General features: G+C 52.6%; 18 protein-coding genes. 8 read left to right on the top strand and 10 right to left on the bottom strand.

The window, feature by feature from the left end; translation table 11 throughout:
- Positions 1–35: 35 nt before the first annotated feature.
- On the top strand, positions 36–254 hold the full coding sequence (locus LG297_RS09415; protein ID WP_404426652.1) for a hypothetical protein: 219 nt from the start codon (positions 36–38) through the stop codon (positions 252–254).
- 45 nt (positions 255–299) lie between these two features.
- A complete protein-coding gene (locus LG297_RS09420) occupies positions 300–1,487 on the top strand; it encodes an MFS transporter (protein WP_404426653.1) in 1,188 nt (395 codons plus the stop codon).
- Positions 1,488–1,538: 51 nt separating this feature from the next.
- Here the strand turns inward: LG297_RS09420 and LG297_RS09425 are convergent, their stop codons facing one another.
- On the bottom strand, positions 1,539–2,216 hold the full coding sequence (locus LG297_RS09425; RefSeq protein WP_404426655.1) for a DUF599 domain-containing protein: 678 nt from the start codon (positions 2,214–2,216) through the stop codon (positions 1,539–1,541).
- A 217-nt stretch (positions 2,217–2,433) separates the two neighbouring features.
- Between LG297_RS09425 and LG297_RS09430 the strand changes: the two genes are divergently transcribed.
- The 3 genes from LG297_RS09430 to LG297_RS09440 all read left to right on the top strand — a co-directional run bounded on the left by LG297_RS09430 (position 2,434) and on the right by LG297_RS09440 (position 4,153).
- On the top strand, positions 2,434–2,919 hold the full coding sequence (locus tag LG297_RS09430) for a hypothetical protein (RefSeq protein ID WP_404426656.1): 486 nt from the start codon (positions 2,434–2,436) through the stop codon (positions 2,917–2,919).
- 89 nt (positions 2,920–3,008) lie between these two features.
- Complete coding sequence (locus LG297_RS09435; protein WP_404426657.1) at positions 3,009–3,803, top strand: peptidoglycan DD-metalloendopeptidase family protein; 795 nt, start codon at positions 3,009–3,011, stop codon at positions 3,801–3,803.
- Positions 3,803–4,153 carry a DUF1491 family protein gene (locus tag LG297_RS09440; RefSeq protein WP_404426658.1) on the top strand — a complete coding sequence of 117 codons (351 nt, stop codon included), beginning with the start codon at positions 3,803–3,805 and terminating at the stop codon, positions 4,151–4,153. Before LG297_RS09435 ends, LG297_RS09440 begins: the two co-directional genes overlap by 1 nt.
- Positions 4,154–4,232: 79 nt before the next feature.
- On the opposite strand, the gene LG297_RS09445 is transcribed toward LG297_RS09440, so the two are convergent.
- On the bottom strand, positions 4,233–4,574 hold the full coding sequence (locus LG297_RS09445) for a peptidylprolyl isomerase (RefSeq protein WP_404426945.1): 342 nt from the start codon (positions 4,572–4,574) through the stop codon (positions 4,233–4,235).
- 176 nt (positions 4,575–4,750) lie between these two features.
- Between LG297_RS09445 and yaaA the strand changes: the two genes are divergently transcribed.
- Together yaaA and LG297_RS09455 are read left to right on the top strand one after the other, a co-directional pair.
- Positions 4,751–5,524: a peroxide stress protein YaaA gene (gene yaaA, locus LG297_RS09450; RefSeq protein WP_404426659.1), complete on the top strand. Its 774-nt coding sequence runs from the start codon at positions 4,751–4,753 to the stop codon at positions 5,522–5,524.
- 21 nt (positions 5,525–5,545) lie between these two features.
- Entirely contained in the window at positions 5,546–6,610 is a 1,065-nt protein-coding gene (locus LG297_RS09455; protein ID WP_404426660.1) for a glycosyl transferase family protein, read from the top strand.
- Between the two features lie 62 nt (positions 6,611–6,672).
- Here LG297_RS09455 and LG297_RS09460 read toward each other — a convergent pair whose 3' ends face one another.
- The 8 genes from LG297_RS09460 to LG297_RS09495 form a co-directional block, all read right to left on the bottom strand.
- Positions 6,673–7,215 carry a DUF924 family protein gene (locus tag LG297_RS09460; RefSeq protein ID WP_404426661.1) on the bottom strand — a complete coding sequence of 181 codons (543 nt, stop codon included), beginning with the start codon at positions 7,213–7,215 and terminating at the stop codon, positions 6,673–6,675.
- Between the two features lie 60 nt (positions 7,216–7,275).
- Entirely contained in the window at positions 7,276–7,935 is a 660-nt protein-coding gene (locus LG297_RS09465; protein ID WP_404426662.1) for an energy-coupling factor ABC transporter ATP-binding protein, read from the bottom strand.
- Entirely contained in the window at positions 7,917–8,693 is a 777-nt protein-coding gene (gene cbiQ, locus LG297_RS09470) for a cobalt ECF transporter T component CbiQ (protein WP_404426663.1), read from the bottom strand. Before cbiQ ends, LG297_RS09465 begins: the two co-directional genes overlap by 19 nt.
- A complete protein-coding gene (locus LG297_RS09475; protein WP_404426664.1) occupies positions 8,690–9,358 on the bottom strand; it encodes a hypothetical protein in 669 nt (222 codons plus the stop codon). The genes cbiQ and LG297_RS09475 overlap by 4 nt, the downstream gene beginning before the upstream one ends.
- 3 nt (positions 9,359–9,361) lie before the next feature.
- Positions 9,362–9,985: a cobalt transporter CbiM gene (gene cbiM / locus LG297_RS09480; protein WP_404426665.1), complete on the bottom strand. Its 624-nt coding sequence runs from the start codon at positions 9,983–9,985 to the stop codon at positions 9,362–9,364.
- A 207-nt stretch (positions 9,986–10,192) separates the two neighbouring features.
- Positions 10,193–10,978 carry a DUF4198 domain-containing protein gene (locus LG297_RS09485; protein ID WP_404426666.1) on the bottom strand — a complete coding sequence of 262 codons (786 nt, stop codon included), beginning with the start codon at positions 10,976–10,978 and terminating at the stop codon, positions 10,193–10,195.
- A 167-nt stretch (positions 10,979–11,145) separates the two neighbouring features.
- On the bottom strand, positions 11,146–13,710 hold the full coding sequence (gene secD / locus LG297_RS09490; RefSeq protein WP_404426667.1) for a protein translocase subunit SecD: 2,565 nt from the start codon (positions 13,708–13,710) through the stop codon (positions 11,146–11,148).
- 114 nt (positions 13,711–13,824) lie between these two features.
- Positions 13,825–14,268 (bottom strand): hypothetical protein, encoded by a 444-nt coding sequence (locus tag LG297_RS09495; RefSeq protein ID WP_404426668.1) that lies wholly within the window; start codon positions 14,266–14,268, stop codon positions 13,825–13,827.
- A 112-nt stretch (positions 14,269–14,380) separates the two neighbouring features.
- Between LG297_RS09495 and LG297_RS09500 the strand changes: the two genes are divergently transcribed.
- Positions 14,381–15,883 (top strand): hypothetical protein, encoded by a 1,503-nt coding sequence (locus LG297_RS09500; RefSeq protein WP_404426669.1) that lies wholly within the window; start codon positions 14,381–14,383, stop codon positions 15,881–15,883.
- Positions 15,884–15,919 lie beyond the last annotated feature (36 nt).

A 15,919-nucleotide genomic window follows, 5' to 3' on the forward strand; every position in this document is an offset into this window, starting at 1 on the left:
GAAAAGGAATTTCAGGATGAGGTCAAGTTCGCTCTTTGAAAAAAGCGACCGGGGAAACAGCACAAAAAGCCGCGACGCCCGGAAGACGTGCAGCGATTGCGCATTCCATCAATTTTTTGTCGGCGATGCCGTGCATTGATGCTATCCCGTTAATTGATATGGCCAATATAGCACCAAAAGAGAGCAGGGCAAGCCGCAACCCGGTTAAGATTTTACAGCAGTTCCTTGTTTTTGTAGGTTTCCAAAATACCTGATTGAAACGGCGCCACCACGCCAAAGCCTGATAAGGTAAGCCCCACATGTCCAGCCCCGAAGTGCGTCGAAACATTCTGTTTTTGAGTTTATGCGTTGCGTTGTCAGCCAGTGCGATGTCCCTGCTGTTTACCGTTGCCGCCGTGATCGGTTATTCGCTGGCGCCGGATAAATCACTGTCGACGTTACCGGTGGCCTTCACCATGATCGCGATGATGGCAACGACCGCCCCTTCGGCATTAATGATGAACAGGTTTGGCCGTCGCACGGGGTTCTGGATCGGATCCTTGATTGGCATGTTGGGCGCTGTTTCCGGCATGGGGGCGGTTTATTTCGGCAGTTTCTGGCTTCTGTGCGTGGCATGTGCCTGTATCGGGTCTGCCAATGCCATTGCCATGCAGTATCGTTTTGCTGCCGCAGAGGCCGCCCCGCCAGAGTTCCGTTCGCGGGCGATTTCGCTGACCATGCTGGGTGGGTTTGCCGCGGCCTTTGTCGGACCGAACCTCGCAAGTTTTGCGCGCAACTGGTTTGATACGGTGCCGTTCCTGGGGACTTTCGTAGCTCTGATCTGTTTGCAGGTGCTTCTGGTGCTGGCGATCGGGCAGTTGCGCCTGCCTGATGCACGTTGCCGTCAGCATGATGAACCCGCACGTCCGCTTAAAACCGTTTTAGGGCAACCACCGGTGATCGTCGCAATGATTGCAGGGGCGCTCGGCTATGCGGTCATGAGCTTTGTGATGACGGCAACACCGCTTGCGATACTTGATTGCAATTACGAGTTCGGTGATGCCGCCTTCATCATCCAATGGCATGTGGTTGGCATGTATGCGCCGGGATTCTTTACCGGCAATCTGATCCGCCGCTTTGGCGCGCTTACCATCATTCAGGTCGGTGCCGTTCTGAACCTGATCTGTCTGGCGTTTGGGCTCGGGGGCGAGGATCTGATCGGCAACTTCTGGCCGTCTCTTGTGCTGCTCGGGGTCGGATGGAATTTTATGTTTGTCGGCGCCACGACGTTCCTTACGGAAAACTATCGACCGGCCGAGCAGGCTCGCGTACAGGCGATCAATGAGTTTGTGGTGTTTGGCACTGTTGCGATTGCGTCACTCTCAGCTGGCTCGATCTATGCCGGGGCAGGTTGGGCGACCTTGCTGTATTCCGCTGCATTGCCGGTTGGGCTGGTGATGCTTGTTCTTGCCGGTTATGCATTGCGTTACCTCCGTCAACCGGCTTGAAAACAGAAAAATGCAAAAAGGCCGCTGCTTGATGCGGCCTTTTTTTTCGTGTCAGTGATGACCGCCAAGAATATCAAGTGCGTGGGACCGAAATTCGCGATTGTACAAAACCAGGGTCACCCATGTGGCACCAATGATAAATGCGATTGGGTGATAGAACCACGCAAGTGCTGACAGTGCGAAGAAATAGGCACGAATGCCGCGATTGAAATTGTGCGCCGACATCATGCTCATGCGTGATGCCCGGGCAGCTGCCCTGGCCGCATCGGGTGCGCTCGGGTCCGGGGCAGCACCGATCAGGATCGAACAATAGTTCGACAGACGGAATGCCCATGTGAATTTGAAGAACGCATAGATAAAGATCAGAATCAGCAGAACGACCTTGCATTCCCAGACTGCCGCCGTCGTTTCGACGGCAAAGGGCAGGGCGGATACCGTCTGGATCGCTTTTTGGGTGTAGCCAAGAAGTGCGATCAAACCAATCAGGACCAGAATGGTGGTCGATGAAAAGAAGCTGATGCCGGTGATCAGGTTGCCCGCGATGGAGGTATCAACCATGCGCAGATTACGTTGAAGCATCTGTTCCATCCAGCGATGGCGATTGCGGGCCATATGGGCTGAAATTGAATTGCGCCGTCGCGGACTGGCATCGGCAAAAATAGTATAACCGACCCACCAGATAAAGGCCCAGCTGACGGCGGCGATGTCGAGTAACGTAAATTCGGGCATAATCTGATCCGTCTGTGAAATTGTTTCGACCATAAAACATTGAGACCTGCGGCGGCCATCCTAATGAGGATACATGTTTCTTCGCAATCGGCTTTAATGTTTCCTGTATTCATTCCGGTCTGTGATCCATGCATGTCTGATCCCTGATGAGCCGGTGCGGGTTGTGTTTTTCACCGATACGGAGTATGAGCGGCGCAAATTTTCACTGGAGAGCGACATGAGCGACCTCGAAAACGATCTTGGCGATGACATCGACTTCGAAGAATTCGAAGCGCACACCGAACAGCTTCTGGCCGAGGGCCGAAACAAGGACGACCTGTTCGAATTTATCGGCTTCCTGAACATCAATGAAGTCGGCACGCATATGATCGCGGCCGAGATGGTTCTGGACGAAGATGCCATCGACCAGATGAGCAAGACGCTTCGCAAGCTTGATGTCGATCTGGGACCGCTTGGTGAATTGACAGGCGGGCTCAAGGGCGGCGAAGATGTCAAACGTGCGATGGCGGCCCTGTTCCTGGAACTGGTCGAACTTTGCGAACTTGACGAAGACGATGAAGATGCCGGCGAACTTTCAGAAGAAGCTCTGGTGCTTCTGAACTTCGTTAAACGCTTTAATCCGCAGATGCGTCGTCTGACGGTGGCATTGACTGACACTGACGATGACGATGTCGTGTGCGAGTACGAAGTCACCAATTGGTAAGTCTTGGCGCTTGCCCTTGTGGCAAAATATCATGTAGGCAAAGGCAGGGTGTTTTCATCCTGCCTTTATTCTTTGCCGGAGCCAGCATTGTGACCACAGCCATCCTTGATGAAGCGTCTGCACGTTTTCAGTCCTATCTTGATCGTCACGCACATGGGCAGGAGCCGATGGAAGATGCATCACGTCTTCGCCAATGGATCATTGACCATCAGGCAGAATTTGCCGCAATCATGGATTGCGACCTGAAAAGCTGTGCAAAAATTGTTTATGACTTTTCAGTGAATGGTGACGTGGTGATTGGTGGCACCAGCGATCCGGCCGGGCAGACCGAAATCATGTGGCGGCAAATGGCCGATGCGCATGCGCCGGTCGGGATCGGTCGTTATCGCGAAGACCGGATATGTTATCAATCCGATCAGTTCAAAAATGATGGCGAGGCACGCAGCCAGCATCTTGGCATCGATCTGTTCGCCCCGGCGGGAACGCCTGTTTATGTGCCACTTGATGGTGTCGTGCACAGCTTTAATGATAACAATCTGCACCTTGATTACGGGCCGACCATCATCCTTGAACACAATCCGGAACCGGATGTGACATTCTATACGTTGTATGGGCATCTCAGCCGTGAATCACTTGACGGATTATATGTCGGCCAGCCGGTCGAAAAAGATCATCTGCTGTGCACATTTGGCGATTTCCCGATTAATGGCGACTGGATTCCGCATCTGCATTTTCAGATCATTTTCGATATGCTGGGTAAAAAGGGTGACTATTTCGGGGCGGCCAAGCCATCGGAATGGGAAATCTGGGAAAGCATTTGTCCCAATGCCAACCTGATCCTGCAAATGCCGGAAAATGTTACAGCAAATCGGAATGGCCAGTGATGCAGCCAAGGCTCAAGGCTGGTATCTGGGTGCGCGGGCAAATTGCAATCTGTCAGTCAAAGCTGATTACGGCCATGGTGGCGCACAAGGGCAACGAAGATGCCGGTGCGGTTCTACTGAAGCTCAATCGTTTTGCGGCGGGGTGTTATGTCTATTCGCGGGTAACGACACTTGATGGTGATATGGGCTGGATGAAGGTAGCCGGTGGACCTGACGGCGGGCGCGAGACTGAATTCGCCTGTGACGAATATTGGCACAAACAGGTGAAATTTGATCGCGATGTTTGGGTGCTGGAGATCGAGGATCACAAGGGCGAGTATGAACTGGACGCGCCGTTGGTTGATTTTTGATGGATGAAATTTCTAAAACACTAAATCAAAAAGGGCCCGCAAGTTATTGCGAGCCCTTTGGTATTTTGGCGATCACCAATCAGGCGGTGCGCTGCAGGAGGTGGTAACCGAAATCGGTTTCAACCACGTCGGACGTGGTGCCGACTTCCATATTGAAAGCAGCGGCATCGAATTCCGGAACCATCATGCCACGGCCAAAGAATCCAAGGTCGCCGCCTTGCTGACCGGACGGGCAGTCAGAATTTGCCTTGGCGACTTCACCGAAGTCAGCACCATTTGCAATCTGCTCTTTGAGCGCATTGATTTCGGTAAGCGCTTCTTCCTTGGTGCGGGTTGCACTGGAACGTGCCGAACCGGCATACATCAGAAGAATGTGCGACGCGCGAACTTGTTCACTCATAACTCGTCCTTTCTTCCACAGCCGGGTTGTATGCTGCGGATTTTCTGCAAGATTAGAAATTTATGGAATAGGTGAAGGGTCCAAACCGATGTGCAGGCGTATATACACGTGTACATGGGCTTGGACCCTAGACTTTCTCCATGCCTTGTGGCTTGTTACGACAAAATGATCAGAGATGAAAGAGAAGAGGCGTTTTAATGCTTGCTGTTGTTTCTCCAGCAAAGAAACTTGATTTCGAAACGGATGCACCTGAAATGCCCGTTTCAGAACCGCAATTTCTTGACGATACCGAACAACTTGTTGAAGTCGCGCGTAAAAAAAGCCGCAGCGACCTGATAAAGCTGATGGGCATCAGCGAAAATCTTGCTGATCTGAACTATCAGCGCTTTGCCCATTTTTCACGTCCTTTTGATCGGACAAATGCCAAACCGGCAATTTACGCGTTCCGCGGTGATACCTATGTCGGGCTTGATGCCGACACGATGGATCAAAAAGACATCGATTGGGCCGAAAACCATTTCCGGATGCTTTCAGGCCTTTATGGTCTTTTGAAACCGCGTGATTTGATGCAGCCTTACCGCCTTGAAATGGGAACGCGACTTTCGAACCCGCGAGGTAAGGATCTTTATGCGTTCTGGGGCGACAAGCTTGCCAGACAGATCAATGAGATTACAGTTGATCACACGGATCGCAGCCTGATCAATCTGGCGTCGCATGAATATTTCAAGTCGGTGAGAAAGGATGTGCTTGAGGGGCCGGTGATCACGCCGGTCTTCAAGGAAGTCAAAGCAGGCGTTGGCAAGGTCATTGGTTTCTCGGCCAAGCGTGCTCGTGGCATGATGGCGCGTTACATGATCGACCACCGTCTGGAAAAGCCCGAAGACCTTAAATCGTTCGATGTTGAGGGTTATCACTATCAAAAAGATCAGTCGAATGATAACGAGTGGGTCTTTACACGCGAACATGACTGATAACAGAACAGGTGCGATCGTATGACCGACGATCATCTTGAGCAGCTTGAAGATGACAATCATCTGCCGGAGGCTCATCCGTTTTCCGGCTATCTGCGGACCTTTTTCCGTGGGCCGGGGCGTTCACGCAGCCTGACACGCGAAGAGGCATTTGACGCCTTTTCAATGATCCTGCGCGACGAGGTGGAACCGATCCAGCTGGGCGCGTTTCTTTTGATGCTGCGTTACCGGGCCGAAACGCCCGATGAATTGGCCGGTATGATTGAAGCCGTACGCAAGGCTGCCCGGCTTGAACTTGATGACGAAAGCCTGCTTCCGGAAAAATGTCATCCGATGCTTGATTGGCCGTCCTATGCGGCAGGGCGTTCACGCGGGTTGCCGTGGTTCGTACTGTCGGCTATGTTGCTGTCACGCAATGGTATTCCGGTTCTGATGCATGGTTATAATTCGCATCTGACCAATGGTGTCGGGACCGAGGCCGCGGTCAAGGCTCTGAAGCTGCCCTTGGCGATGTCGGCTGACGAGGCGCGTTCCGATATTGCATCGAAGGGCTTTGCCTATTTGCCATTGCGCCATATTCACCCGAAACTTCAGGAACTGATTGGTTTGCGGCCCTTGCTGGGACTGCGCAGTCCTGTCAACACCCTGCTGCGTTTGCTTAATCCGTTGCAGGCGGGTGCGGCGTTTCTTGGAGTATTTCATCCGGCGTTTCTTGATGTCCACCGGGAAACCGGCAAACTGCTGGAGCTGCCACGCATTGGCGTGATCAAGGGTGGCGGCGGCGAGGCGGAACGCACACCCTTCAAGCATGTCGATCTTCGTATGCTGGATAATGGCGTGCTTAGCGATATTCGCTGGCCGGCACTTCTGGGGCGGATCGAAAAGGATGATGAAGATAATAGCCCGGTGACCTTGCAGCATTTTCTGGCCGTCTGGCGCGGGGAGGTCGAAGACAGCGCCGCTATCGCGCGCATCAAAGGAAGTGCGGCAATGGGCGCGTTTCTGGCGGGCAAAGCCGATTATATGGACGAGGCCGAGGCCTTGGTCGAAGGTTGGTGGGGCAAGCGTGACCGCAAGGTCGGTTGACCTCTGTTGGTCTTGAGGCGAAGTTGGAAGGGGATGGTCTGGGCCATCCCCTTTTTTGATGTTCAGAACGAAGAATTGGGCTCTTTCAGGAAGGTTGCTTCTTCCGGGGTGGATTCCCGGCCAAGAATTGCATTGCGATGGGGATAGCGACCGAAACGATCAATGATCTGTTTGTGCTTGATTTCATAGTCATGATTTTTTTCCAGCCCAGGCTGGTCAAACAATTTTAGTGCAACTTCGTGGATCGATTCTGATTCCGAATGCATATAAGGCATATAGAGGAAGCATTTTTCCGCAGGTTTGGTCAATTTGGCGTCGAATCCCTGAGCAACGGCCTCTTGAGCCAGAACAAGTGCCATCGCATCGGTCGCAAAGGCATGGGGTGTGTCGCGATAGATGTTGCGTGAAAACTGATCAAGAATGATGATTTCCGCCAGTCGGCCATGTGCGGTTTTGCGCCAGCGATATAGCTCCCCGGCTGCCGCGGCGGCATGAAAATCGGCAAAGCGTTCCGCAACATGACGATCAAACGCAATATCTTTTTCAAACCATTGTTTTGGTTCTAGTTCCTTGAACCAGAAAACGAGGATGGATTCAGGTTTCATGGGGCGTTTCCCGTTTTTTGATGTTGCGGCAGCATAGGGGAGTACGCAGGTGGCAGCAAGTCAGGCTTGGGATAAGATGCCGTCCTGAAGGCGGACTGAACGCGTTGCGACCTGATCAAGAAACGGCCGATCATGTGAAATGATCAGCATCGCCTGTGGCAGGGACCGCAGAATTTCGATCAGACGTTTTTCAACATCGGCATCGAGCCCGTTGGTTGGTTCGTCAAGCAGCAGAATTTCGGGCGACATTGACAGTACGGTTGCAAGTGCCACCAGCCGTTTTTCACCACCGGAAAGCTGATAGGTGATCCGGTTTTCAAATCCCTCCAGCCCCAGGTCGGATAGCGTTTGCAGTGCAATTTTTCGCGCATCATCGCGTGATTGACCAAGGTTAAGCGGGCCAAACATAACGTCTTCAAGAACGGTTGGGCAGAAAAGCTGGTCATCGGAATCCTGAAACAGTAATCCGACCCGGCCGCGAATGGCGCGGAATTCTGCCTCGGACCAGCATATCTTGCCAAGAAGACAGATTTCACCCCTTGTCACAGGCACCAGTCCCATCAAACAATGCAGAAGGCTGCTTTTGCCTGCACCATTTGCCCCCAGAAGTGCCAGTTTTTCCCCGGCGCACAGGGACAGGTCCACACCATTCAACACCTTGCGTCCGGTGGGAAAGGTGAAATGCAGGTTTTTGACAGTGATCAGATCAGTGCCGGACATGCGACCTCCAACCCGATCAAAGCACCGGTGAAAAGAATGATCGCGGTCGCAAACAGATAATCCTGTGGACTTAACCGGGGCAGGGAACCGAAATGCATGTGGCCATGATAGGCACGACATTTCATTGCCCAAAGAATGCGTTCCGAACGATCATGACCGCGTACCAGCAGCATCCCCAGCAAATATCCGAAACTGCGCCAGCAATGGCGATTGTTGCGCGCGACAAAAGCGCGTGTCCGCATGGCAAGCCGCAGGCGCAGATATTCGCGCCGCAAAACATCGATATAGCGAATGGTGAACATGAAAAGCGTCACCAGCTTTGCCGGGACGTAAATCCCCTGCAAACCTCGGCCCAGAAGGATCGCATCCATTCCACCCACCAGTGCGATCAGAACAAGGATCGCGGCATTTGCCTTAAGCGCGATCAGCACAGCCTGAAACAGCCCCTGATAACTGGCGCCAAAACCCCAGATGATGAACATCACCTGACCGGGAACGGTAAAGGGCAGCATGATCAGCATCACAAGGATGAAACCATCCATGGCCAAAACCATTTTAAGCGTTCTGGGCCAGTCGGGTTTGGCAAAACCGGTGAGGATCACAGCTACCAGAACGAGCATTGTCAATGGTTGCCAGCTTGAAAAGCTGACAGCGGTTATGATCAGCGCGAGAGCAGCGAGTAAACGAAATCGTGGATCAATCCGTGACAGAACCGAATTGGATCGTGACGGCACAAGGACATTTGTTGCCCTGATCATGTTTTTTTATTCTCTTGATTGGAGCGTGATCTTGCGGCCTGGAACCATGCAAAGGCCCCGAATATTCCGACGATGACACCGATGCCGCCCAGAAGATCGGAAAACCGGACTTTATCCTCATAAGCGACTAGCTGTTCGCGCAAGGGCCGGAAATGGCGGGATACAGCCGCGTCAACCAGGCTATCCAACTCGTCCCGCGAAAGGGTGATCATCGCGTTGGAACGATCCATAGCGATGGTTGTCGATGAGGTGCGTGTTTTTTCGCTTTGGAAGGATGACGCCGTGTCAATCTGGCTGACGTCGATATTGATGTCTTCGTTACCTGACGGCAAATGATCGGAAAGCTCATTACCATTGATTTTGAAGCTGGCGATATGACCGTCACCGGAATTGGCTTCGATGACATAATCCTGCCGGTGACTGACGCGTAGTTTGAATTCGCCCTGATCATTGGTCTTTCCGGCAAAGATAACGCGGTCTGTACCGTCGAGAAGCTGAATTTCTGCATCGTGCGGCCGGACACCCCCCCCGAAATAGGCATAGCCGTCGATGACGTCGCCGCTTCCCATCGCAAAAACATGCAGGCTGTGTGCCTGGGCATTGCCGTATATGAAGAGCGCGCCGATCAGAACGGTAATTGCATATAAAGCGGAAAGTCGAGGCATCGGTCAGGCAACGCTTCGAAGCGAACCGGCGGGTGTCAGCATGACCGGACGGACTTTTTTGACCAAATGTACGGCAGCTGCCGTCAGGATGCCTTCAACCACCATTACCGGTATGTGGCTGATGATCACAAGCTTTGCCGTCGGAATAAATTCCTGTCCGCTGGCTGCAAGAGACAGGCCGACCAACATGCTTGAAAGGGCAATGGCCCCAGACCCGGCGACGAACCCCGCCAGCAAGACCGCCTTACCATCGGCACGTGCCAGAAACGGCGAAACCAGCCACCACAGCAAAACGGCGGGCAGGGCGATATTGATTGTATTGACACCCAGAACGGTAATACCGCCGAAACCAAAGAAAATCGCCTGTAACAACAGTCCGATGAATATCGCCGGGAAAACAGACCAGCCCAGCATCAAACCCGCCAAACCGTTGACGATCAGATGCGTACTGCTTGGCCCGACAGGAACATGGATCAGCGAAGCAACAAAGAAGACCGCACTCATCATCGCCACGCGGGGCATCGCATCAATATCGATTTTACGAAGTCCGTAACCGATGCCGACAACAGCAAGAACCGCGCCGGTCACAACGACTTCACTCGATAGGGCTCCGTCGACGATGTGCATGGTCAAATCCCTGTAAAGCGCATTTGCAATCCATCAGCTCACAGGCAGGCCTGTAAACGGATAGAACGGCGCATTCATTTTATTCCGGTGGGGCAGAAAGGCTATGAAGCCTACCTGGAAAGCGTAGCGATTTCTCAGTCGCGAAGTCAAGCGGGTTTCATATTTTTTATAAATAAGTATGACAATTCGATCGTGCTGCTTGGAACATCAGTCCATTGTGTCGGCTTTGACCCAGATAACACCGCCGCGTTCGACCGGAACCTGATCATCCGATCCGGGAGCCGCCATCGTGCCATCTTCGATCAGGGCAGCAAACGCCCACCAACCATTACGTGGCATGGCATAGGTAAAAACACCATTACTATCGGCCTTGATGACCTGTGTTGAAAAACTGTCGTTCGGAAGTGTGATATTGCCGTCATTGGCATATTCAACCTCAACCTCGGCAAACGGTACCGGTTCGCCGTTGTGTCGGACGATTCCGCTAAACACATTACCGGCCCAGATGCCATAGGGGCGGGTCAGGGGCTCTATCTCGACCGGGAAGCCGACCATCTGGTCCCATTCCTCACCTGAGCCAAAGGCATCTATGATCGTCTTGGTGTACTGGATGATGTACTTGCCTTCGGACGGTTCGAAATAAGGCACCGGCTCGACATAAAAAGCGTAACCCCCCGGTCGGGGCAGGGAAACTTCGGCGTCAAAAGCGGATTTACCATCAACCTTTTTTGGTTTCAGGCTGCTGCGCAGATCTGACTTTTGTCCGCCGGTTTGCACGCCGAATTGCAGCGGCATCGCCATCTCCATGGCCGGACCATTGGTCATTGGATGTGTAAAGGTCAGATCAAATGTCACATCACGGCCGGTTTCCTGTGTCACCACATTGGTTGACGGGATCATTTTCTGGAAATGGGCCTGTGCCGCACTATGCGCAGTGCCAAGCAGGGCGAGCGACAAGACGGAGGCAGTGACCAAACGTACGGAAAGCGACATGTATCTGTCCTGTGTTTCAAAATTGATACTGAAACCTAAAACCGTATTCTAGTCTGGTCAATCCATTGAAATTAAATATTTCATAAAATATTTAAAAAGATATGATAGCAGGTGCCGCCAGAATAATGACTGTAAAACCGATTCTGGCGGCACCATAGCATGTGAAATCAGCTGGACGGTTCAGACAAAGGCTGATCATGCATTTCACTATTGGCCAAGTGCTTCTGGCGCTGTTTTTGCCGCCATGTATCAAGGAACAGCAGAATCGGAGCGGCGATAAAGATCGACGATGTTGTCGCGATCACGACCCCGAATACCATCGCTACGGCAAAACTTTCGACTGCACTGCCACCCCAGATTGCCATCGGCAACATGGCAAGTAATGTGGTTAGCGACGTGAACAGGCATCGCGCGAGCGACTGGTTGATCGACATGTCGATGATTTCACGCATCGGCATTTTTCGATAAAGGCGCAGGTTTTCACGCATCCGGTCATAGACTACCACCTTGTCATTCACTGAATAACCGATCAGGGTCAGCAGGGCTGCAATGGCTGTCAGGTTGAAATCAAGCCCCATAATCGCAAAAAAGCCGATGGTTTTGGTCACATCAAGTATCAGGGTCACAATCGCGCCAACCGCAAATGGCCATTCAAACCGCCACCAGATATACCCAAGCATCGCAAGGCTGGCAAAGATCACGGCACTGATGCCCGATTGCGCCAGTTCACCACTGACTTTCGGTCCGACGACTTCGGTGCGCTTAAAATCTGCTGATGAATCAATTGATTGCACCGCTTTCTTTACGGCTTCAACTGCGGTGGTCTGTGCCTGTTCGCCTCCCGGCTGGCGTTCAACCCGGATCAGGATATGCCCGTTTGTACCTATATCCTGAAGGCTAATATCGCCAAGTCCGAGCGTCGAAAGTCCCTGTCGCAAGGATGCGAGATCAAGAGCCTTGCCACCCGTTTCCGTGCTGTCGCCTGCAACTTCGATCTGGATACCACCCTTGAAATCAACGCCGTAATTCAGGCCGGGTTTGATAAATAGACCAATCGAGATAGCCGAAAGCAAAAGCGACATGCCAATGCCCAGAAAACGCGCGCGCATAAATGAAATGCCGGTCTTTTCGGGCATGAACCGCCAAAGCGGTTCGATGATCAGCGTCTTCATACGCTTGCGCCAGACGATTTCGGTCATAATGACCCGAACAACGGCAACAGCCGTAAACATCGAAATCAGAATGCCAAGCCCCATGGTAATGGCAAAGCCGCGCACCGGACCGGATCCGAATTCAAACAAAAGAGCGGTGGCAATCAGGGTGGTGATGTTGGAGTCAACAATCGTGGCATAGGCCCGCTTGAAACCGGCATCAAGTGCCATAAATGCCGAAAGTCCCTTTTTCGTTTCCTCGCGAATACGTTCATTGATCAGAACGTTGGCGTCAACGGCAAGGCCGATACCCAACACAATCCCGGCAATACCGGGCAGGGTCAGTGTTGCTCCCATCAGGCTCAGTGCGCCGAATGTCAGCATGACGTTAAGGCCAAGTGCCAGATTGGCGATCATACCCCATCGCCCATACAGGAAAAACATCAATCCGGTGACCAGTGCCAACCCGATCAGGCCGGTATAAAGCCCCATCTCGATGGCATCAGCGCCAAGGTCCGGGCCAACGGTCCGTTCTTCGATTACAGTCATCGGTGCGGGAAGTGAACCTGCACGCAAAAGTGCCGAAAGCGTAACAGTCTCGCCGACGGTGAAATTGCCGCTGATTTGGCCCGATCCGCCGGTAATGGCCTCGCGGATGACCGGCGCACTAAGGACCTCGTTATCCAGAACAATGGCAAACGGTTTTCCGACATTGGCACGCGTGATATCGGCGAACTTTGCTGCACCGGCCGTATCAAACCGGAAATTGACAACCGGCTGATGGCTCTGTGGCTCGAACCCGGCATGCGCATCGGTTAGGTGGTCACCGGAAAGGGCCGGTGTGCGACGCAGGTGATAGCTTTGGCCATCCTTGTCACGCAATGTCAGAACGGTAGTGTTTCTATTTTTGGTACCGGCATTTTCGGCCAGCATATAAAATCCGAGCTTCGCCGTACTGCCAAGCAACTGCCGAACCTGCGACGGGTCCTGAATACCGGGTAACTGCACCAGAACGCGGTCACTGCCGATGCGCTGGATTGTCGGTTCAGAGACACCGATCTGGTCGATACGGCTTCGAATGATTTCAAGACTTTGCTGGGCACTGGCATCGACGCGATTGCGAATACCCTGATCGCTCAGCGCGATATGAATACTGTTATCCGACGGCGTGGTCATCAGGAATTCGGATGTCGCGCCGTGTCTCGGTGTTTCGACCTGTGCGGAGGTGAAATCCTTCAGTGCATCAAGGGCTGCATCATGTTCACGACCATCGGACAGAGTAATTACCACCTGATCATTGCTGATCCGGACGCTATTTGCATCTATATGGGTTTTGCGAAGGGCTGTTGCCGCGTCGTCACGTGCTATTTCAAGCCGCTCTGCGATCATTGCGGCCGTATCAATCTCCAGAACCAGATGCGATCCGCCTTTAAGGTCAAGGCCAAGTGCAACCTGTCGAGCGGGTAAAAATGAGGGCCAGTTTGCAAGCTGCGCCGGGCTGAAAAGGTTTGGCAAGGCGGTCAGAAAACCTGTCAGAAGGATCAGGGCATAGACAACGACACGCCATCTTGATGTACGCATGAAAAATGAACTCCGGACAGCAAGGAATCCGGGCGATCAAATGCCCGGTATTGCTGTCACCTGATGTTTCTGGAAAAGCGGCGTTATTTTGCCGCGATATTGTTAACCCGAAAATCAGGCCGCAAAAGGCGGGGAACGTGGGGCAAATGGCAGGATTGCGGCACGTTGGCTGGCGATCTGGCCAACAGAAAGCAGGCGTTTCGTAAAATGTCCTGACGCATGAACCGCGATGGATGCGAATGCTGCTGTATCATCGGGGAATGTCGGTTGATGCGCTGGCGTGTCATCCGGGTTTTGGCGATTGCCAATAACAGCTCGATCCGTTGCTATCGGAAGGACCGCTTGCGACGGGCGGCTATCGTGATTGACGCTATTGAACGGATAGGGGAAAGTTGCAGCATCGGAAAACGACTGGGCGGTAACTGTTAAACCACCGCTAAACATCACAAGCGCACAGGCGACAAGACATAACGCAAAACGCCGTGACGGGCCGAATAGTGGCCAATCACGGTTGAATGCGTTTACTGCCTTTATGGCTGTTTGGCTTGATTGCTGCATTTTGATCCGAAGGACACGAAACAGCAACAGATATGGCGTGCCTGCAGGAAAAATACAAGCCTGATAAATGTAACGCATATCGGGAAAGTTCGGGATAAGAAGGGGACGTGGAATGCTCAGGATGGTTTATGTCTCGCCGGATGGAGGACGGCATTGGGTCGATAGTGAATGGCGGGAAACCGCAACGCTGCACAAGGCCGTAGCCGATTGCGCTCCTGGCGATCTGATCCGCTTGCTGCCGGGTAACTATTTTCTTCCCGAACCGGTTGATATCCCGACCAGCGGCCTCGAAGATCAACCGGTTATCATTCGGGGTGAGTATGGTGCGGTCATTGATGGCAGACGCCCGCCAAATCCTGAAATATCCGCCACCGATCCCGGCAACGTCAGATATGCCGCGTTTCGAATTATCGGGAAACGACATATTCGCCTCGACAATATCCGGATTGAACGTGCATGGCCTAGTGCCGTCTATATTCGCGACAGCAACGATCTGATCTTTAAAAACTTGCAGATCAGGGGCGGGACATATGCATTCTATGCAACAGGCGAACATACATCGCACATCATCGTCGAAAACTGCGACTGGATTCAGGATGACGTGATGTGGCGATATCTTGACTGGGCGATGATCCATGACGGCGAAATCACACCGGGCAAAGAAGCTCCATATCGATATCTCAACGGTGCCTTCTTCGGTGCGGATGACATTGCTGGTGACATCATCATCCGTGGCAATGACATTCGACATTGCTATAACGCGATCCGGATGGATGTCTCCGTAGCCAATTTGCAAAAGCCAATCGGCAGTTTTAACCGCAATGTCCGGATTATAAATAACCGGTTCAGCTTCGTCCGCGATAACCCGGTGGAGCCGGAGGCAACGGCTATTGGCTGGTGGGTGGCCTATAATCAGTTTTACAACTGCCACAAGCTGTTCTCGCAGGATAATCTGGCTGGCGGCTACTGGTATTATTTTGGTAACCGAGGTTGGTTCGACAGCCGTCCGGGGCCAGAAGGTGATGAAAACAATGGTGGTGCCGTGTTCAAATTCGGCAAGGCTACACACGCGCAACCAAGCCTTCCGTTCGAATGTTTCCACAACAGCTTTTTCCTGCGCCAGAAATACGTGAAAAAGGGCACTACCATGCTGTGGAAGAACCGACGAAACGCCATTGGTTATGCAGACCTTACGACATTACCTATCAATCTGATGTCTGCGGACCAAACCTTGTTCGGGCCGGTTGAAGAACTTGATCTGGGACGAGATGAAGATCGTGGTGTGAGATTTTCCGGTGATTTGTGCAACCACGCGACTTATCCGTCGGTGTTCGATGCCTGGCCCGGTGTGCTAAGCAACCCGCGTCCGGCGCGTGGTCCTATCTTCAAGGCAGGTATTTGCGGCGATCTGGAACTGATTGAGACACATGGACAGGGATATGACAATGTTCTCGAAATTCCAATGCCCGACGGTACAATATGGAAATCCGACCCGGACAACTGGCCGGGGGCGATGACTGGCAGCAGCCTGTTTAAGGGCCCGGAGTATGTTGCGGTTGACCTTGCGTATGTTCGCGCCAGAGTCGGACAAAATAATTCAAATACAGCAGATTAAGCCAAATGGCGACGTGGTCGTAATCTTGGGAATGGT

The organism is Thalassospira australica (assembly GCF_044790785.1).
Classification (GTDB): Bacteria; Pseudomonadota; Alphaproteobacteria; order Rhodospirillales; family Thalassospiraceae; genus Thalassospira; species Thalassospira australica_A.